15 protein-coding genes and 3 tRNA genes are annotated in these 21381 nt (G+C 30.7%); 5 read left to right on the top strand and 13 right to left on the bottom strand.

The features are described from left to right. The first annotated feature begins 360 nt into the window (after positions 1–360). Both gyrA and ACJJVO_RS05765 read left to right on the top strand, forming a co-directional pair. Entirely contained in the window at positions 361–2928 is a 2568-nt protein-coding gene (gene gyrA, locus ACJJVO_RS05770) for a DNA gyrase subunit A (RefSeq protein ID WP_405571545.1), read from the top strand. 28 nt (positions 2929–2956) lie between these two features. Then, on the top strand, positions 2957–4246 hold the full coding sequence (locus ACJJVO_RS05765; protein ID WP_405571542.1) for a tetratricopeptide repeat protein: 1290 nt from the start codon (positions 2957–2959) through the stop codon (positions 4244–4246). Between the two features lie 53 nt (positions 4247–4299). Here ACJJVO_RS05765 and ACJJVO_RS05760 read toward each other — a convergent pair whose 3' ends face one another. Together ACJJVO_RS05760 and ACJJVO_RS05755 are read right to left on the bottom strand one after the other, a co-directional pair. After that, positions 4300–5049: an NlpC/P60 family protein gene (locus ACJJVO_RS05760; RefSeq protein ID WP_405571539.1), complete on the bottom strand. Its 750-nt coding sequence runs from the start codon at positions 5047–5049 to the stop codon at positions 4300–4302. 9 nt (positions 5050–5058) lie between these two features. After that, positions 5059–6237: an acetyl-CoA C-acyltransferase gene (locus ACJJVO_RS05755; protein WP_405571536.1), complete on the bottom strand. Its 1179-nt coding sequence runs from the start codon at positions 6235–6237 to the stop codon at positions 5059–5061. A gap of 114 nt (positions 6238–6351) precedes the next feature. Between ACJJVO_RS05755 and ACJJVO_RS05750 the strand changes: the two genes are divergently transcribed. After that, positions 6352–8403, top strand: coding sequence for an HD family phosphohydrolase (locus ACJJVO_RS05750; RefSeq protein WP_405571533.1), 2052 nt, complete (start codon positions 6352–6354; stop codon positions 8401–8403). A gap of 221 nt (positions 8404–8624) precedes the next feature. Here ACJJVO_RS05750 and ACJJVO_RS05745 read toward each other — a convergent pair whose 3' ends face one another. From ACJJVO_RS05745 to ACJJVO_RS05730, 4 genes are all read right to left on the bottom strand, one after another. After that, positions 8625–9056, bottom strand: coding sequence for a lipocalin family protein (locus ACJJVO_RS05745; RefSeq protein ID WP_405571530.1), 432 nt, complete (start codon positions 9054–9056; stop codon positions 8625–8627). Positions 9057–9391: 335 nt separating this feature from the next. Beyond that, positions 9392–9465 (bottom strand) — tRNA-Arg (locus ACJJVO_RS05740). A 33-nt stretch (positions 9466–9498) separates the two neighbouring features. Beyond that, positions 9499–9573: transfer RNA gene (locus ACJJVO_RS05735), tRNA-Pro, on the bottom strand. A gap of 53 nt (positions 9574–9626) precedes the next feature. Next, a tRNA-Ser gene (locus tag ACJJVO_RS05730) sits at positions 9627–9715 on the bottom strand. A gap of 205 nt (positions 9716–9920) precedes the next feature. On the opposite strand from ACJJVO_RS05730, the gene ACJJVO_RS05725 reads away from it, so the two are divergent. Further along, positions 9921–10514: a hypothetical protein gene (locus tag ACJJVO_RS05725; protein WP_405571527.1), complete on the top strand. Its 594-nt coding sequence runs from the start codon at positions 9921–9923 to the stop codon at positions 10512–10514. Here ACJJVO_RS05725 and ACJJVO_RS05720 read toward each other — a convergent pair whose 3' ends face one another. The 7 genes from ACJJVO_RS05720 to tsaD all read right to left on the bottom strand — a co-directional run bounded on the left by ACJJVO_RS05720 (position 10515) and on the right by tsaD (position 16700). Beyond that, the gene (locus ACJJVO_RS05720) at positions 10515–11696 is read right to left on the bottom strand and encodes a THUMP-like domain-containing protein (protein WP_405571524.1); all 1182 of its coding nucleotides are present in this window, start codon (positions 11694–11696) and stop codon (positions 10515–10517) included. An 8-nt stretch (positions 11697–11704) separates the two neighbouring features. After that, entirely contained in the window at positions 11705–12793 is a 1089-nt protein-coding gene (locus ACJJVO_RS05715; RefSeq protein ID WP_405571521.1) for an AI-2E family transporter, read from the bottom strand. A gap of 42 nt (positions 12794–12835) precedes the next feature. Continuing rightward, positions 12836–13342 (bottom strand): TrmH family RNA methyltransferase, encoded by a 507-nt coding sequence (locus ACJJVO_RS05710; RefSeq protein WP_405571518.1) that lies wholly within the window; start codon positions 13340–13342, stop codon positions 12836–12838. 226 nt (positions 13343–13568) lie between these two features. Next, positions 13569–14210 carry a DUF4159 domain-containing protein gene (locus ACJJVO_RS05705; protein ID WP_405571515.1) on the bottom strand — a complete coding sequence of 214 codons (642 nt, stop codon included), beginning with the start codon at positions 14208–14210 and terminating at the stop codon, positions 13569–13571. Further along, on the bottom strand, positions 14210–14917 hold the full coding sequence (locus ACJJVO_RS05700; protein WP_405571512.1) for a 16S rRNA (uracil(1498)-N(3))-methyltransferase: 708 nt from the start codon (positions 14915–14917) through the stop codon (positions 14210–14212). Before ACJJVO_RS05700 ends, ACJJVO_RS05705 begins: the two co-directional genes overlap by 1 nt. Beyond that, positions 14917–15549, bottom strand: a complete 633-nt coding sequence (locus ACJJVO_RS05695; RefSeq protein ID WP_405571509.1) for a peptidylprolyl isomerase — start codon at positions 15547–15549, stop codon at positions 14917–14919. The genes ACJJVO_RS05700 and ACJJVO_RS05695 overlap by 1 nt, the downstream gene beginning before the upstream one ends. Positions 15550–15677: 128 nt before the next feature. Further along, complete coding sequence (tsaD, locus tag ACJJVO_RS05690) at positions 15678–16700, bottom strand: tRNA (adenosine(37)-N6)-threonylcarbamoyltransferase complex transferase subunit TsaD (protein ID WP_405571506.1); 1023 nt, start codon at positions 16698–16700, stop codon at positions 15678–15680. Positions 16701–16931: 231 nt separating this feature from the next. Between tsaD and ACJJVO_RS05685 the strand changes: the two genes are divergently transcribed. Then, on the top strand, positions 16932–21275 hold the full coding sequence (locus ACJJVO_RS05685; RefSeq protein ID WP_405571503.1) for a translocation/assembly module TamB domain-containing protein: 4344 nt from the start codon (positions 16932–16934) through the stop codon (positions 21273–21275). Positions 21276–21381: the final 106 nt, after the last annotated feature.

Raw genomic sequence — 21381 nt, 5'->3', positions numbered from 1 at the left:
TAAACCAATTGAATTTTAAAATGAGTTATAAATAATTTGAATTATATGATTCTTTTATAAAATAAGAGATTCAAGTATAGCCTAGGCTAAGGTTTTGATTTCTATTAAAATACAAGTCTAATAAAAACGAATTAAGTGATTAATTTTAACGTTTTTTAGTATTCAAAATATGTTACAAACGAAGAGACTAAAAAAGCATTTTAAATCAAAGAAAATATAGAGATACTTATTAACTAAAAAGATATCAAATATTGTTAATAAAAAATACTAAAAACGATGATGATTTAGTCTATAAACATTAGTATTTTGGTTATATTAGCACGTTATGAAAATTCACAAAAAAACTAATTAATTTTATATATGGCAGAAGGAGAAAAACTCATTCCAATTAACATTGAAGATGAAATGAAATCGGCTTACATTGATTATTCAATGTCGGTCATTGTGTCACGTGCGTTACCAGATGTAAGAGATGGTTTAAAACCAGTTCATAGACGCGTACTTTATGGCATGCATGAACTTGGTATTAGAGCAAATAGTGCACATAAAAAGTCAGCAAGAATTGTAGGTGAAGTTTTAGGAAAGTATCACCCACATGGTGATACATCAGTTTATGACGCCATGGTGCGTATGGCTCAAGAATGGAGTTTACGTTACATGTTAGTCGATGGACAAGGTAACTTTGGATCTGTAGATGGTGATAGTCCTGCAGCAATGCGTTATACAGAAGCAAGAATGCGTAAGATATCTGAAGACATGTTGGCAGATATCGATAAAGAAACAGTAGATCATAAATTAAATTTTGATGATACTCTTGAAGAGCCAACGGTTCTTCCAACACGTATTCCTGGTCTTTTAGTGAATGGTGCATCTGGTATTGCTGTTGGTATGGCAACCAATATGCCTCCTCATAATTTAACTGAAGTTGTTAACGGTACAATTGCTTATATTGACAATAATGATATAGAAATTGATGAATTAATACAACATATAAAGGCTCCAGATTTTCCAACTGGTGGTACAATTTATGGTTATGATGGTGTTAAAGAAGCTTTTCATACAGGTCGTGGACGTATTGTTATGCGTGGAAAAGCGATTATCGAGGAAGTACAAGGTAGAGAATGTATCATTGTAACTGAGATTCCTTACCAAGTTAACAAAGCAGATATGATTAAGAAGACTGCTGATTTAGTTAACGAAAAGAAAATGGATGGTATTGCTTCTATTCGTGATGAATCTGATAGAAACGGTATGCGTATTGTTTACGTTTTAAAGCGTGATGCAATTCCTAATATTGTCCTTAATAAGTTATATAAGTATTCTTCATTGCAGACTTCTTTTAGTGTTAATAACATTGCACTAGTAAATGGACGTCCACAATTATTAAATTTAAAAGAATTAATTCATTATTTCGTAGAACATAGACATGATGTTGTTGTTAGACGTACAACTTATGAATTACGAAAAGCAGAAGAAAGAGCACATATTTTAGAAGGTTTAATTATAGCATCAGATAATATTGATGAAGTAATTAAAATTATTCGTGCATCATCTAATGCAGACGAAGCGCGTAATAATTTAATTGAACGTTTTAAACTGTCAGAAATTCAGGCGAAAGCAATTGTTGAGATGCGTTTACGTCAGTTAACAGGTCTAGAACAAGACAAATTGCGTGCTGAGTACGAAGAAATAATGAAAACCATTATAGACCTTAAAGATATCTTAGACAAGAAAGAACGTCGTATGGATATTATTAAAGGAGAACTTGAAGTTGTTAGAGATAAATATGGTGATGATCGTCGTTCTGTAATTGAATATGCAGGTGGAGATTTGAGTATTGAAGATATGATACCAGATGCACAAGTGGTGATTACAATTTCTCATGCTGGTTACATTAAACGTACATCACTTACAGAATACAAAACTCAAAATAGAGGAGGAGTTGGGCAAAAAGCTTCAACAACTCGTAATGAAGATTTCTTAGAACATTTATTTGTTGGTACTAATCATCAATATATGTTATTCTTTACTCAAAAAGGAAAATGTTTCTGGATGCGTGTTTATGAAATTCCAGAAGGTTCTAAAACTTCAAAGGGTAGAGCAATTCAGAATTTAATTAATATTGAGCAAGATGATAAAGTGATGGCTTTCATTTGTACTCAAGATTTAAAAGATGAAGATTATATTAATAGTCATTATGTAATTATGGCTACTAAACAAGGTCAGGTGAAGAAGACATCTTTAGAACAATATTCTCGACCAAGATCTAATGGTATTAATGCTATTACTATTAAAGAAGACGATGTTTTATTGGAAGCGAAATTAACAACAGGTGAAAGCCAAGTGATGTTAGCATTAAAATCTGGTAAAGCTATTCGTTTTGAAGAAGCTAAGACAAGACCAATGGGTAGAAATGCTTCTGGTGTCCGTGGAATTAGACTTCAAGATGAAAAAACAGACGAAGTTATAGGAATGATTGCCGTAGATGATATGGAAAGTAACATTCTTGTTGTTTCTGAAAATGGATACGGAAAGCGTTCTAGCTTAGAAGATTACAGGATTACTAACAGAGGTGGAAAAGGTGTGAAAACCATTTCTATTACTGAAAAAACAGGTAATTTAGTGTCTATAAAGAATGTAACTGATGAAGATGATTTAATGATTATCAATAAATCTGGTATTGCTATTCGTATGGCAGTAGCTGATTTACGTGTAATGGGAAGAGCAACTCAAGGTGTAAAATTAATAAACCTTAAAGGAAATGATTCTATTGCAGCGGTTGCAAAAGTGATGAAGGATGATGAAGAAAATATAGAAGATATTGAAGGAGAAGTGGTTGAAGGTGATGTAATTGAAGGTGATTCTACTGACAATCAAGACTCTAATGAAGATGGCACGGCTATTGATAATACTGAAACTGAAAACTAAAAATTAATAACAAACTATTTATTACAAGATGAAAAAATTAATGACATTAGTGCTACTCTTGGCTATTACAACAATGTCTTTTGCTCAAAAGAATGAGATAAAAGCGATTGAGAAAGCACTTAAAAATTCGAATTTTGCGGATGCTAAATCAGCAGTATCTTCAGCGGAAGCTTTAATTGGAAGTATGGACGATAAGTCTAAAGCTAAATTTTATTTATTAAAAGCACAGGCACTATATGCTAATGGAGCAGGTACAGATGCTAATATTGATGAAGCTATTTCAAGCTTAGACAATTTAAAAGAATTAGAATCTAAAATGGGTAAACTAAAATATACCGAAGAGGCTAATGTAATGACAACAGGAATGATTAATACTTTCTTAACCAAAGCTAATGATGCCTTTACCAAAAAGAATTATAAAGTTGCGGCTAAAGGTTTTGAAAAAGTATATAAGATGTCTCCGAAAGATACATTGTACTTGTATTATGCAGCTTCTGCAGCTGTAACTTCTCAAGATTACGATACTGCTTTAGATTATTATATTCAACTTAAAAATTTAGGTTACAATGGTTCTCAAATGAATTATTACGCAACTAATGTTGATTCGCAGGTTGAAGAAAATTTTGGTGATAAAAAATCTAGAGATTTATCTGTAAAAGCTAAAATGCACTCAAATCCTAGAGATGAAAAAAGCGATCCAAAAACAGCTGAAATTGTTAAGAATATTGCTTTAATCTATGTGTCTCAAGGAGATAATGAAAAAGCTTTAGGAGCAATGGCAGATGCTAGAGCAGAAAACCCAGAAGATATAGGTTTATTATTGTCTGAAGCAAACGTATACTTAAAAATGGGTAATAGAGTTAGATTTAAAGAGTTGATGGAAGAAGCAACACAAAAAGATCCTAACAATGCAGAGTTACAGTACAACTTAGGTGTATTAGCTGCAGAAGGTGGTAACCCAGAAGCTGCTATTAAATATTATGAAAAAGCGATAGCAATTAATCCTACTTATGTAGATGCTTATAATAATATTGCTGTTGTGATGTTAGAAGGTGAAGCAAAAATTGTTGAAGAGATGAATAGTTTAGGTACTAGTTCTGCTGATAATAGAAAGTATGATGAATTAAAAGAAAAACGTTCACAGTTATATTATGATGCTATTCCTTTTCTAGAGAAAGCTTTAGATTTGAAAAAGACTAATGTTAACGCGGCTAAAACGTTAATGAATATTTATAGTGCCTTAGGTGAAACAGATAAGTTTAAAACCATGAGAGCTAAAGTTGAAGAATTAGAAGCTTCAGCTGCAGGAGGTAACTAAGTTATACTGTAAATAATGCATATAAAAAAAAGCGACTGAAAAGTCGCTTTTTTTTATATGATTTTTTTTATAACTCTTAATTTGTGCGTATGGATATTTTTATCAATATTATATATACCACTATGATCTAAACGATCTATTCTTACTTTTCCATGTGCATGAATAATATAATTATCTTCCATTATAATACCTACATGAGTAATGTTCCCTTCTGCATTATCAAAAAACGCTAAATCACCAGGTTCACTTTCTTCTATAAAACTTAATGCTTCACCTTGCTTAGCTTGTTCAGATGCATCTCTAAATATTTTATACCCATTAAGTTTATAAACCATTTGAGTAAAACCAGAGCAATCAATTCCAAAAGGTGTTTTTCCTCCCCATAGATAAGGAGCATTTAAAAATAAAAACGATGATTTAACAATGTTTTCTTTAGCACTTTTTTCAGTTAAGGCAATGCCATCAAAATGGTGTTTAAGTAAGTTTAATCCATTTAAATCTGAACCAACAGGAATTGGGTAGAGTTGATTAGAGGTATCTGCTACAAATTCTATTAAATCATTAGATAAATTAATACCACATTTATCTAATTCGTTATAGTTAGAGTCTTCAATTTCTAAATATTGTTTATTATCAATCCAACCTTCGTAATTATCGAAAGCAAATCTTATACGACTCCATTTTTTACGCTGTTCTAGCACTTTAAAAAAATCACCATACAAGGCTTGCGTTACCATTTCACTGGTATCGCTAGGTTCTAAACGTATAGGTACAATTCCAAGATTGCAAATGCCGTATTGCATAGGTTTTTGTTAAGCAAGTTCTAATACCATTGCAGAAGCACCACCACCACCATTACAAATCGCAGCGGCTCCAAATTTAGCGTTGTTTTGCTTTAACACGTTAAGTAATGTGACTAAAATTCTCACTCCAGAACATCCAAGTGGATGACCTAAAGATACAGCACCTCCATTAACATTAACGTTTGTGTCATTTAATCCTAGAATTTTCATATTTGCGAGACCAACTATAGAAAATGCTTCATTAAATTCAAAAAACTCAATATCTTTTAAATTCATATTTGCTTTTGATAATGCTTTTGGTAATGCTTTAGCAGGAGCCGTTGTAAACCAGTTAGGCTCGTGTGCAGCATCAGCATATCCTTTTATAATTGCAATTGGTTTAAGACCTAATTCATTTGCTTTTTCTCTGCTCATTAAAACCATGGCAGCTGCTCCATCATTAATTGTAGAGGCGTTAGCTGCAGTTACAGTTCCGTCTTTAGTAAATGCAGGACGTAATGATGGTATTTTATCCATTCTTACATTAGTATACTCTTCATCTTTATCAACAATAACTGGTTCTCCTCGACGTTGTGGAACTTCAACAGAAATTACTTCGTCATTAAATTTACCAGCATCCCAAGCTGCTTTAGAGCGTTCGTAAGATTGAATAGCAAAAGCATCTTGATCTTCTCTTGAAAATTCATATTCAGTAGCACATGCATCTGCACAAACTCCCATAGCATTTTGGTCATATGCATCAACTAATCCGTCTTTTTGCATGCCATCTTCCAAGGTTGCAGGACCAAATTTTGTAGCCGTTCTAGCATGGTAATAATGCGGAATTAAACTCATGTTTTCCATACCACCAGCAACAACAATGTCAGCATCTCCTAGCTGTATGGCTTGGGCAGCTTGCATTACAGCTTTCATTCCAGAAGCACAAACTTTGTTTACCGTAGAGCAAGGCACTGTATTTGGTAACCCAGCATATATAGCTGCTTGCCTTGCAGGAGCTTGACCTGTACCAGCTTGTACAACATTTCCCATTATAACTTCATCTACTAGTTCAGGTTTTAAACTAATTTTATCTAATGCTCCTTTAATTGCAGCAGCTCCTAATCTAGGTGCTGGCACTGTAGATAAGCTTCCTAAAAAACTTCCTATTGGTGTTCTAACTGCAGAAACGATAACGACGTCCTTATTCATTGTGATTATGTTTGATGTTATATACTGCGAAATTAAACATTTTTTAAGAGATTTTAGAATGTATTATTGATATTAGCATTCTAAAATTTTAATATTTATTACATTTGATTGTATATGAATGTATTCCTCAACAAATGGTATAAGAATCATGCGCTTGTCTATAAGATATTATTATTCTTATTGACGACACTTTTCATTGTTTATCTTTTTCCTAAAACAGGTAAGTTTAAATATTCTTTTGAAAAGGGTAAACCATGGCAATCCGAAAATTTATACGCTCCGTTTAATTTTGCGATTAAGAAATCGCAAGATGAGATAGCTAAAGAAAGACGTGAAATAGAAGATCAAAGTCCTTTATATTTTGAAGTCACACAAGGAATTGAAGCTATTGTTTTGTTCGATTATTCTACGAGATTTCATCAAGTGTTTAAAGATTCTAGTTCTATTAGAATTGAAAATTCTATTTTATACAAACAAGGGGTATCACTATTAAAGAAGCTTTACAGCTCCGGAATCTTAGATTTAGATTATAGTTATAATAAAGATAGACCCATAATATTAACGACCTCTAATACTATAAAAAAAGAGATTGAATATGGTGATTTATATGAGTTAAGTGAATGGAGGCAACTTGTTGAGAAAGATTTAGGAAACACATTATCGGTAGATTTTAAAAAGCGTATGCTATCTATCTTTTTCGACGTCATAAAACCTAATGTTCAACTTAATAAAAGTTTAAGTGAAAAAGCACTTGAAGAAGAACTATCTCGTATTTCATTAACGAGAGGACGTATTGAAAAAGAACAACTTATAGTTTCTAAAGGTCAAGTTGTAGAAGATAATCAGTACGATATTTTAAGCTCCTTAAAATCCGAATATGAATCACAAGTTTGGAATTCTGCCAATTACAATTGGGTACTTATAGCATACACCTTGCTTGTAGCATTGACTCTTTTGATGTTACTTTTATTTTTAAGAAAGTATAGAATCGAAGTGTTCTTAAATAATACTAAGGTCACTTTTATATTTTTCAATATTGCATTAATGGTATTTTTGAGCACCTTGGTCATCAACTTTAATTCTCAATATATTTATGTAGTTCCTTTATGTATATTGCCACTAGTGTTAAAAGCTTTTTTCGATGCTAGACTTGGTTTGTTTACTCATGTACTTACCGTTTTACTTTTAGGTTTTATTGTGCCTAATAGTTATGAATATATGTTTCTTCAGATTATTGCAGGAATGGTGACAATTTTAACCGTTTCAGAATTATACAAAAGAGCAAATCTTTTTATTTCGGTTGGACAAATAACATTTATTTATATCATATCTTACTTTGCCTTTTTTGTAATACATGAAGGGCAGTTAACAGGACTAAAATGGGAAACCTTTGGGCTATTTGTACTCTGTGGTTTAGCTACACTGTTTGTTCAGCCTTTAATATACATTTACGAGAAAATTTTTGGATTGGTTTCTGATGTATCCTTACTAGAGCTTTCAGATACAAATACAAAATTATTAAAAGAATTATCAAATAGAGCTCCAGGTACATTTCATCATTCTTTAAATGTAGCTAATTTAGCAGAGGCTTCGGCAAATGAAATAGGAGCTAATGCAATGTTGATTAGAGTAGGGGCTTTATATCATGATATTGGTAAGATGGACAACCCAACTTATTTTACCGAAAATCAGAGCACAGGTATAAATCCGCATGATGAGCTATCATCAAAAGAATCTGCTAAGATTATAATTAATCACACTATTAGAGGTATAGAGATTGCTAAAAAACACAATTTACCAGATAGGGTTATAGATTTTATAAGAACCCATCATGGAACGAGCTTGGTGTATTACTTTTACATGAAGGAAAAATCGGAGAATGAAAATGTCGATGCAAGCGATTTTACATATCCTGGTCCTAAGCCTTTCAGTAAAGAGACTGCTATATTAATGATGTGCGATAGTGTAGAGGCAGCATCAAAAAGTTTAAAAGAACCTACCAGTACAAAAATCAATGATTTTGTTGAAAACATAATAAATAAGCAAATGGAAAGTGGTCAGTTCTTAAATGCTGATATCACATTTAAAGAAATTCAATCTATAAAGAAAGTTCTTAAATATAAATTAGCAAATATTTATCATTTAAGAATCGAATATCCGGAGTAAAAGATTATTCTATTCAAACTTTGAAATATATCGATGTGATACTCTATTTGTAAATATTAATAAGTTGTGAAATAATAAGCTAAAACGAATCTTTTAAATGGTATCATTTTTTGGAAAGCATATTAATTATAAAATGCATTAAGAAATTCCTGATTTTGTTAAAACAGTTATAAATTATGTTTTAATAATTGAAGATTATTTTACGAATAGTCTAATATGTATTATTCTGTTGAACTGTATGTAAAAATACCCACATCATTTAAAAAAGTTAATTCAGTTGTGTTAAGTACAACAATATTGAATACATCATCATCATCATCATCATCATTATCAAAAGTTAAATCATAATCTATTGTTATTATATCTCCATCTCTAAGCCAAGTGCCAGACTGTACTAAAAAATACTCACAATTATTATTTCTGTCATAATAGTAGCGTTCATATATATTGGGTTCTGAAAACTCAATATAAAAACGATTTCCATTAATGCAAGGAGTGTGTTGAATTGTAGGTCCAGGAGGACGAATTGAAACCAAATACCATTTTCTTAACAAAAGTGAGTTTTCTTCTGTTTGGGAATTATTTTCATCTTCAGAAGAGCAAGAATATAGAACAAAAAAAGTAAGGCTAAAAATAAACAATAAGTTTTTCATTATAAGTAATTTAGCAATTCAATTACAAAAATAGAAAATAATACATTCTAAGATTTCTCATTTCTCATTTGTTATTAATTGTTAAGAAATATCTATATACAAGTAAATTTGTTCAAATTGTTGTGAAAAATACATTTTTTCAAGAGAAATAGAAAAAGTATATTGGGTGTAATATTATTGTACTGGTTCCGAAATTTGTGATAAGAGCCTTGGTAAATTTCGTTTAAATAAGAATACTTAAATCTATTTATTTTATTCAGAATATAACATATAAGTAGAGTGAATCTTAATTCTAAAACACAAAAAAGCCTCAACATAAATGTTAAGGCTTTTTGTGATCGCACTAGGATTCGAACCTAGGACCGCCTGCTTAGAAGGCAGGTGCTCTATCCAGCTGAGCTATGCGACCATTTAGAGTAAAACTCTAAAATTTCAATAAAAGTCGGGGTGGCAGGATTCGAACCTGCGGCCTCCACGTCCCAAACGTGGCGCGATAACCGGGCTACGCTACACCCCGAATTGATTATCTTATATTACTTACAGAATCGCATATGCTGCAGTAAAAACTTGCGGAGAGACAGGGATTCGAACCCTGGGTCAGTGTTTCCACCGACGACGATTTAGCAAACCGCTCCTTTCGGCCACTCAGGCACCTCTCCAATATTTATAAGAACATTCTCTTAATTGCGGATGCAAATGTAACGCAACAATTTAAAGAACGCAACATTTTTTTTGAGTTTTTTTTAAAAAAATGTTGAATATTTTTGGTCATATATTTAAGTGTATATTTATCAGGTAAATAAAGACTAAATATTCATTTTATAAGTTAAAATATAATTTAACGAACAAATTCTTATTTAAAATATGGCGAACTATAAAAATGATAGAAGTTTTACTGATTTTGTTCATAAAAGATTAGCGCTGCCCTTAATCTATAAGCAATTAGGATGGCAAGAAGTTCAGCTAAGAGAAGATTATGCTAAATATATAGATATGATGGATGGCATAGACTATGTGTTTAGGAATGATAATAAAATTATGAGTGTACAGGAGCGGTTTAGAGAAGAACAATATAAAGGATATTCAGATTTTACAATTAGATATCGTAGGGACGATAATAAGTTTAAGTCTAGACATGAGTCTGAATATTATAAAATGAAAGCTCATTATTTTACTTATGGTATTATTGACAGTACTAAAAAGGAAGTAAAAAATGCTAAAGGATTTATTAAATATGCCATCATAGATTTAAGAAAAGTATATGAAAAGATCGATTCTAAAGCTATTTTTATCTCAGATAACAAAAAGAATACGTGCGAGATTGTAGAAGGTAATAGAATTCAATGTCCAGTGAAATACAATACAGATGGGTCATCTTCATTTTTTCCTATTGATATTTCTTATTTAGTGAAGCTTTGGGGTAATGAAATGCTTGTGGATCAATACGGCTTTTTATAATTAATTCAATTTTGAACAAATTAAAATTATTTTTTCCTCATTAACACTTGTTGTAAAAAACAAATAGATATTTCCACCATCTCTAATTTTAAGTTTTTTTCTGATATCATTTACAGATAATGGAAAATTTCTTGTTGTAACATTAGCCTTGGTTATTTTTTCTTTCGAAAAAGCCTTTCTATTATAAGGTAGAATCTTTTCAATTTTAAATTGTCTTCCAGGGAAATCTACAATTATTTCAGATGTATATAAATGAGAATGCTTGTGTAATTTGTTGATATTTAGAATGTCGCTAATAGAATTAAATCCACCAGATTTTAAAACTGCAGAATTCGGTTCGTATAAATAGGTGAGAGGCTTGCTATAATTTGCTACAGCTTCAGGTTCTTCGTTAAATTTAAATCTAAAATGTTGTGAGTTATTCTTTTTTAAATTCACAGAATTCACTTCTACTTCGCCTTCAAAATCACGCTCTAAAATCCATAATAATTCCTTTACTTCATTATTAACGGCTACAATATGAATTTGTTTCACGTTTTTTAAATCAGAAAGTGTTGCCGTTAAATCTAATAAAGGCGACGTTTTAATCATCACATTTTTTGCGTATTTAAGCAATACATCTTGATGTGTTTTAATATTGGGCTCACAGTCTGCGAGTAAAAACACTTTTTGTTTTAAATCATCACGACGTGAAGGATCTATATAAATCCAATCGAAAGGTTGGTCTAAACGTTTTAAAACGTCTATTCCATTTTCGTTTACATTAGTAACGTTTGTTACTTGTAGTGCTTCAAAATTATGAATAACTAATTCTGAAAGTTCAGCGTTAATCTCACAATGTATAACACTTTTAATTTGTTTTGAGAAGTAAAACGTATCAACTCCTAATCCTCCCGTAAGATCAATTATGTTATTACCGGAAATTAAATTAGATTTATATTTTGCGGTAATTTCAGAAGACGTTTGTTCTATATTTAACTTATTAGGAAAGTATATATTTTTTGTGCTATACCAAGTTGGTAATTTCTTTTGAGAGCGTTTTTTAGCTTCAATTTGTTCGATAATTAGTTTTGAATCAACGTGTTTAAAAGGGATTCCTTTTAATAATAATTCAGCAGTATTTGAATCTAAATTATTAGTTATAAACTCTTGTATTTCAATATGTAGTAAGTCCTTGTTCAAAATTAATACTATAATCCTTTCGTTAATTTTTGAACCATATTGTAATCCGACAAAAATTCTTTCAAAATAACTTTTATAGCTGTATAAGTAGGAATAGCCACTATCATCCCAACTACGCCAAATAAAATACCTGCAATGATAATAACTAAGAAAATTTCTAAAGGATGTGATTTAACACTTTTTGAAAATATATAAGGCTGACTAAAGAAATTGTCTACCAGTTGCGCAACTATAAAACCAATCATTACATAGGTTGTTCTTGGCAAAATAACTTCGCTAAAACTTTCACCTAAATTACTAGACATACTTAATAAAAGTATTAAAAAGCCACTAACTAATGGTCCAACATATGGCACCAAATTAAGAAGTGCACATAAAAATGCAATGACAATAGCGTTATCAATGCCAAAAATTAATAACACAATTGTATAAATAATAAATAGAATTAAAATTTGAAATATGAGTCCTACAAAATAACGCGACAACAAGTCTTTTATGGTTGTAATAGAGCGCTTAGAACGTTCTTCGTTACCTTTTGGAATAAACGTCATTAATCCTTCTTCAAATAATTTACTATCCTTTAAAAAGAAAAACGAAATAAATAAAACTGAAAATAAACCCACACTAAAACTACCTAGACCACTTATAAAACTATTAAAAAAATCGGGTATTATTGCAAAATCTAGTTTTGATAGTAGATGAGAATCTTCTATAGATTGTTCAATATCGATGTTGTTAAATTGAAAATAGGTGATAATTTGATCGTATAGATTTTCAATATTGATTTGTAGTTGATCAATATTTAATAATGCTAAATTTTGACCTTGTTCAATAATTAATGGAATGAAAAGACCAATAAGACCAATTAAAAGGCCTAGAAGAAGAATCATAGTGGCAACCACGGCCAGTGTGTTATTAAATTTTAATCGTTTTCTTAAAAACAATATAATTGGTCTTCCAATTAATGAAATAACAGCAGCAATAGCAATATAAACAATTACTGATTGAATTTTAAAAAGAAAAAACAAAACAATCACCACAGCAATAATAATACCTAGTGCTCTTAAAATACCATTAGCAATCGTTTTTGAATTCATACGATAAATATAGTTAAAGATGTTGAAATTAAATATACTAATTTAAACGGCATTAAGCTGTTTTGTGATTTCATAAAGTGCAATTCCGGTAGCTTGTACTACATTCATACTGCTATTGTTTCCATACATGTTAATATGAATAATTGCATCTGTTTGGTTTAAAATAGCATCAGATATTCCAAAGTTTTCATCTCCTAAGATCAATGCCATCGGTTTATTTGTTTGCAATTTAAATTCAGACAAAGGTTGGCTGTTTTCTGTAATTTCTAAAGCTATTAAGAAAAATCCATTTGCTTTTAAATTTTTTATTTGTTCTTCAATATCTTCTTCTACACTATGATTAACATATTTTTCTGTAGAACGCGATGTTTTTGTCATTCGTTTACCTAATGGAATATCTGAACCACAAAATATAAGTTGTTCAATGCCAAAAGCATCTGCTATTCTAAATAAACTTCCAATATTTGGAGCATTTGTAACATTATCACAAATTACTGTAATGCAATGGTTTTGTTTTTTGAAGCTAGAATTGTAGTGGGTGAGTTGCATAATGCAGTAAGAGAAAAATTAATAACAATATTCGGTATTGCAATGAACAGCAAAATGAGTTGGCACTGATCCACCGAAGCAAGAATGAAAATAATGATAACTATTAACGCCAACTTTGTAAGTATGATTGTTTATAGTTTCCATAGATTGAAGCGTAAAAGCTAAAACCAATATTAGTGAAACAATTTTATATTTAAGTGAGAACTTTTTCATGTTGTATTAGGCTTTAATTTTCAAAAGCATACTTAACAATATTGGCTCCCATTTTCAATGCCTTTTCCCTAACATCTTCAGGGTCGTTATGTACTTCTTGGTCTTCCCAGCCATCACCTAAATCACTTTCAAATGTAAAAAGTAATACCAATCTGCTTTCATTAAAAATACCAAAAGCTTGAGGTGCTTTACCATCGTGCTCATGTATTTTGGGCAAACCGTTAGGAAATTCAAAAGCTGAACTAAATATTTTATGATTCTTAGGAATTTCAACTAAATTACTATTAGGAAATACTTTCTTTAATTCTTTTGTAATGTAAGGTTCCATTCCATAATTATCATCAATATGTAGAAATCCGCCAGACATAAGATAACTCCTTAGGTTTTCTGCGTCATCATCGCTGAAGAATACGTTGCCATGTCCCGTCATGTGTAAAAATGGAAACTGAAAAATATCAGTGCTGCCAGCTTCAACAGTTTGAATACTTTCATTGATGTTAGTATCTATATTATCATTACAATATTTTACTAAATTTGGTAAAGCCGTTGGATTGCTATACCAGTCACCACCACCTTTATATTTTAGAATGGCTACGTCTTGCGAAAACAAGAACAAAGAAAATAAAGAAAAGAAAATAGAGCTATATACTTTCATTAAATTTCATTTAAAAATGCTACAGAATGGCAAGCTGCAATGGCAGCTGTTTCAGTTCTTAAGCGCGTCTCACCCAAAGTTACAGGAATAAAATGGTGTTGCAAGGCCATTTCGATTTCTTTAACGCTAAAGTCTCCTTCTGGCCCAATTAAAATGGTACAATCCATTTTTTGTTCTAGTTGCGATTTTAAAGATTTTTTATCTGTTTCTTCACAATGTGCAATAAAAATTTGATCCGTAAAATGTTGATTTATAAAATCTTTAAAAGCGACTGGCGGGTTTAGTTTTGGCAAATAGTATTGTAATGATTGTTTCATAGCAGATTGAATTATTTTTTCAAAACGCTCGGTCTTAACTACTTTTCTTTCGCTATGGTCACAGATTATAGGTGTAATGGTTTCTACACCAATCTCGGTTGCTTTTTCTAAAAACCATTCAAATCTATCATTCATTTTAGTTGGTGCAACAGCTAAATGTAGATTGAATTTTCGTTTAGGATGTAAACTTTTAGAAATTATAGAAACGACACAATTCTTTTGTGCAGCTATTGTAATTTCAGCTGTAAATAACCAACCTTTTCCATTGGTTATATGCAAAATATCTCCTGGCTTTTTCCGTAAAACTTTAGCAATGTGCCTACTTTCATCTTTATCAAAAGAAAAGTTTACGTCATTTTTAGAAATATTTTCGTTGTAGAATAATTGCATTATTCAATATTTTCAGAAAATTTTAAAACAACAATTTCTTCAATTGGCGTTTTATTTTCTGTTTTTATAACTAAGTAATATTTTTCATTTTCTACATCATCAATAGAAAATATATCATCTATAGCATGGTTTTCGTTAAAAGCAACGTCATCGAAAGCAGCAGACATTTCTCCGGCTTTTATCCAACCTGTATCACCACCTTTTTTTGCAGTATTACCAGTTGAATAATGTTTGGCTAAGTCTTTAAATCTATAACCTTCATGGTATTGCGCTAACACTTTGTTGCGTTTTTCAATAGCCTCTTCAACCGTTGTTTTTGAAGCATCAATAACAATAATGTTGAATTTTATATAATCTACTTCAGCCTTATCTATAACTTTGTAGTAGGTTTTTTTAAAATCCGTTCTAATGACTTTTTTTCCACCTTTAGACAAGTTGAATAGATCATTAGCCAATCTTGTTTTATGTTTTTCTTTATTAAACGTAAATAGTTTGCCTTGTTTAGGTTTATTTTCTTTTAAAAACGATGTAGCTTCATCAGAAGTAGAAATTGAATCTAACTGCTGTTCTAAGGCCATTTGAGAAAAACTAAATAAAGGAATAAAAAGTAGTAGTGTAAATAATTGTTTCATAATTGAATTAAATTTGGTTCGATTTTAGGGTTATACAAAACAACTAAATTTTAAGACACCATAGAGTAAAGGTTAAAAAGGATGTTAACAGATGTTTTAACAATTTAGTTAATTCTTTAGTATTGAAATTAAATCTTTAATCGTGCCGTAGCCATCACATCAAAATCTGAGAAATCTTTTTCCAAATACTTCAAATAACCAACAATAGCAATCATAGCGGCATTGTCTGTTGTGTATTCAAATTTAGGGATATAGCTTGTCCAGCCAAATTTCTGTTCTGCATCTTTTAAAGCATTTCTAATACCTGAATTCGCTGAAACTCCGCCACCAATCGCAATATGATTTATGCCAGTTTGCTTTACGGCTAGTTTTAATTTAGCCATCAAAATACCAATAATGGTATACTGAATAGAAGCACAAATATCATTGAGGTTCTCTTCAATAAAATTAGGATTCGCTTTTACTTCGCGTTGCACAAAATAGAGAATGTTAGTTTTTAATCCTGAAAAGCTAAAATTTAATCCATCTACTTTTGGTTTTGTAAATTGATAGGCTTTAGGGTTACCAAGTTGCGCTCTTCTATCAATTTCAGGACCTGCAGGATAACCAAGACCTAATACTTTTCCGCTTTTATCATAAGCTTCACCAACAGCATCATCTATAGTTTCGCCAATAACTTCCATATTAAAATAGCTATTTACTTTTACAATCTGAGTATGTCCACCAGAAATGGTCATAGCTAAAAAGGGGAAAGGAGGTTTTTTATGGTCTTTTTCATCAATAAAATGCGCCAAAATATGCGCTTGCATATGGTTAACATCAATCAATGGAATATCTAATCCATAGGCTAAAGATTTTGCAAAAGAGGTTCCTACCAATAAAGAACCCATAAGTCCTGGTCCTCTAGTAAAAGCAACAGCATTTAATTGTTCTTTTGTAATACCAGCTTTTTCAATAGCTTGATGCACAACAGGAACAATATTTTGTTGGTGTGCTCTTGATGCTAGTTCTGGAACAACGCCTCCGTATTCAGAATGAATTTTTTGGTCTGCAACAACATTACTTAAAATACGGTCGTTACAAAGTATGGCGGCAGAGGTATCATCGCAAGACGACTCAATTCCTAGGATATAAATATTTTCTTTTTCCATAGTCGATATTAGGCACAATAATTGTTAATTTTACCAATTATAGCAAAACACAATGCTTAACAAGGTATTGTAGGCACAAAGATAATAAGAAATCATACATTTAAATCTATAAATTCTATCAAACGGATACTTAAAATATTAGGTAAAATAGTGGCAATTATATTGCTGCTTTTTTTCATTTTGTTTTTAGTCTTATCAATTCCTGCCGTACAAACAAAATTGGGGAAATATGTGACCGATACTATCAATGAAGATTTTAAAACAAACATAAATGTTGGTAGGGTTGGTTTACAACTTAATGGTGATGTAGAATTAAAGGAAATCTTAATTAGAGATTACAAAAAAGATACGCTTATTAGTGTAGGTGAATTAAATAGTTCAATTATTAGTTTTAAAAATCTAATAAATAGCAAGTTGAATTTTGGAGATATAGATCTTCAAAATGTAATGTTTAACCTAAAAACATACAAAGGCGAGAAGGATTCAAATTTAGATATTTTTGTTGCTAAGTTTGATAGTGACAACCCAAGAGTTGGACCAAGTGAATTTTTGTTTTCCTCTAGTGATGTTTCTATTGAAAATGGCATTTTCAGGCTAATTGACGAAAATTTGGAGACACCTGAAGTTTTTGAATTTACAGAGCTCAATGCTAATACCACGGACTTCTTAATTAATGGACCAGAGGTTAGGTGTAGAATTAATAAATTAGGTTTTAGAGATAGTAGAGGCATTGCGGTTAAAAATTTAATGGCAAATTTTGAGTACACATTAGATCACATGAATTTTGGTGACTTAAACATTAAAACTGAACTATCTGAATTAAAAGGAGAATTAAGGTTTAATTATAAACGTGAAGATTTTGCACATTTTACAGATAAAGTAAATGTTGAAGCAAGTTTTAATGATTCTGATATTTCCTTAACAGAGCTGAACGTGTTCTTTGATGAATTTGGAACAGACCAACATGCCCAACTAAATGCGGACTTATCAGGTACTTTAAATAATCTTGTGGCTACAAATCTTAATGTCAGTACCACTAGAAATACAAGAATTGTTGGAGATATAACATTTAAAAATTTATTTAGTAGAGAAGATGATAGTTTTGCACTGCAAGGTAAGTTTCAAAATCTAGCTTCAAATTATAGTGATTTAACGGCTTTAATGCCAAGATTGTTAGGTAATTCTATACCAAGTGTAATTTCTAAAGTTGGTAATTTTAAAATAAAAGGAACTTCATATATTACCGCAAAAATAGTAGAGGCCAAAATAGATATTGATACTGATTTAGGTTTCATTAAGTCAGATCTAAAGCTTACAAATATTGATAATATCGATAATGCCAATTATGTAGGAAACATTGTTTTAGATGAGTTTAATATGGGCACCTTACTTAATGATGCATTAATTAAGAAGACCTCTTTAAATCTCGATGTAAATGGTAAAGGGTTTACAATAGATAACTTAAAAACAGAAGTAAAAGGTGATGTTTTTGTTTTAGATTATAATGGATATACATACAGAGATATTACACTTTCTGGTGATCTTGGTAATAAGATATTTAATGGTATTGTTAAAGCAGAGGATTTAAATCTACAACTCGATTTTAATGGGTTAGTAGATTTTTCTAAAGATATAAATACTTTCGATTTTAAAGCACAGGTAGGTTATGCTAATCTTAATAAATTAAATTTTGTAACTAGAGATAGTATATCTGAATTTAGAGGCTCGGTAACAATGACGGCTAAAGGATCTACTTTAGATAATGCTTTTGGAGCCATTAATATCCAAAACACAACTTATAAAAATCAAGATGGTAGTTATAGTTTTCAAGATTTTGATATTGTATCCTCCTTTGACAAAACAGAACGTACTATATCTATAAATTCTCCAGACATTATAGATGGAAAAATTACTGGTCAGTTTAAAACTAAAGATATTCTTGGTTTAGTAGAAAACTCTGTTGGTAGTATTTATACCAATTATGTACCCAATAAAGTAGAAGCAAATCAATATATCAATTTTAGATTCAACATTTATTCTAAAATTGCTGCAGTATTTTTTAAGGATTTAACCATAGGAAAGAACACCTTTATAGAAGGCAGGATTGAAACTGACGAAAAAGGATTTGAGCTTACATTTAATTCTCCCGAAATTAAATTTCAAGATTATTTTGCTAATAACATTAATGTAAGTATCGATAACAGCAATCCACTATATAATACATATATAGAAATTGATAGTTTAAGTGCAGGTATATACAATGCTTCACAATTCAGTCTTATTAATGTAACAAAACGAGATACATTATTAATTAAATCTGAATTTAAAGGAGGAACAAATAATACAGATGATTTTAATCTAAATCTTTTTTACACCATTGATGAAACCAATCAATCTATTGTTGGTTTTAGAAAATCTGATGTAAAGTTTAAAGGCTATGAATGGTTATTGAATGCACAAAAAGACACTTTAAATAAAATTAGATTCGATAGAGGATTTAACACCTTCGATATTTTTCCTATTAAAATAACACAAGGAGATGAAGAAATTTTAGTTTCGGGTAGTGTAAAAGACTCTATTAATAAAGACTTTAATGTAGATTTTAAAGATGTACAACTCGTTAAAATTACACCGCGTATAGACAGTTTAGCTCTAAAAGGTATTGTGAACGGAAAACTAGATGTGGTGCAAAACAATGGTATATACCTACCTAAATCTAATGTAGAAATAAGCGGACTTTTTGTAAATGATTATGATTTGGGTAATCTTAAAGCTAAGGTTGAAGGGAATAATTCTTTAACAAATTATAATGTAGATGTTACTTTAGTTAATGACAACCTAAAATCTTTAGATGCTAAAGGAACTATAGATGTTGGGCAGAATGACCCCAAAATTGATTTAGACGTTGTATTTGAAGAATTTTTATTAGATCCTTTAAATCCGTTAGGAGAAGGTGTTATTAATAATATTAGGGGTTTAGTCTCAGGTTATGCTAATGTCACCGGAAGCTTGAAAAAGCCGGCAATTTATGGCGAGTTATTACTAGATAGAGCTGGTTTGGCCATACCTTACCTAAATGTAGATTATGGCTTTGACTTTGATTCTAAGGTATCATTAAGAGGACAACAATTTATATTTAATGATGTCTCAATGACAGATTCTAAATATTTTTCTAAAGGAAATCTAAATGGTTTTATTGCTCACAATAATTTTTCGGATTGGAAACTAGGTTTAGTTTTAACCACAGACCGACTTTTAGTTTTAGATACTGAAGAGTCAGAAGATGAACTTTATTATGGTACAGGGTTTATTTCGGGAACAGCTGAAATTAAAGGACCAACAGATCAGTTAGTCATTGAAGTAAATAACGGAAGAACAGAATCTGGAACTGAGTTTTTTATTCCACTAAATGATTCTGAAAGTTTTGGTGATAACTCATTTATTCAATTTTTAAGCCCAGAAGAAAAACTAGCACGTATAAACGGTATAATTACAGAACAAATTGAAGTAAAAGGTTTAGTCTTAGACTTTGATTTAGATGTTAATGAAAATGCAGTTATAGAAATTGTAATAGATAAAGAAGCAGGCAGTACTATAAAAGGTAGAGGTAGAGGTGGTTTAAATTTCTTAATTAATACCAACGGAGCTTTTAATATGTGGGGAGATTTTGTAGTATATGAAGGAACTTACAATTTTAAATATGAAGGTTTAGTTGAAAAGAAGTTTAAAGTAGAACGTGGAGGAAGTATTGTATGGGAAGGTGACCCTTTGACGGCTGAATTAAACCTAAAAGCCGTTTATGAAGGTAGTGCTAATCCTTCTGTTTTATTAGATAATCCCATTAGTCAGAGTATAGATGTAGAAGTAGAAATACATTTAACAGGTCAGTTAGAACAGCCAGATCCACAATTCGATTTTAGGTTTCCAGGAGTAAGTTCTACTGTGAAATCTGAGTTAGATTATCGATTGTCATCTAAAGAAGAACGAGACAATCAGGCTTTAATTTTTTTAGCCACAGGTGGATTTTCTAATGGTGTAAGAGGTGCTAATTTTACGGGTACAATTTCAGAACGTCTTACAGGTATTGTAAATAACCTCTTTGGTTCAAGTAATGGTAATTTAGATGTTGGTTTAAATTTTGAATTAGGACAAGACACACCAGAGTTACAAACTAATAATAAAGTAGGTGTTACACTTCAAACTAAAATAAGTGATAAAATCTTAGTGAACGGAAAGGTTGGTGTGCCATTTGGTAGTGCTAGTCAAACAGTTATTAGTGGTGATGTACAAATAGATTTATTGCTAAATGAAGATGGTACACTAAGAGCTAAAGTTTTTAATAGAGAAAATAGTATTAGAAATTTTGGTGAAGAAATTGGCTTCACACAAGGAGTAGGTTTATCTTATAATGTAGAATTTGATTCTTTTAAGGAGTTGATTCAAATTATCTTTTCAGGAAAGAATAGAAAAGACAATAAAATTGACAAAACAAAAGAAAAGAAGGATAATAAAGACAATGACTTAATGCCAGATTACATGACTGTGAAGGAAAAAAAGACCAAAACAAGGTCTTAAAATATTAAATCCTTCATATTTATTATAAATACTTATTAACGAAAACGTTTGAATTGATTTATTAAGGATTATTTATGACATTAGTCACTTTTTTGTATGTATTGTT

Source organism: Winogradskyella sp. Asnod2-B02-A (assembly GCF_045063645.1).
Classification (GTDB): Bacteria; Bacteroidota; Bacteroidia; order Flavobacteriales; family Flavobacteriaceae; genus Winogradskyella.
This window is presented reverse-complemented; position numbering and strand designations above follow the sequence as displayed.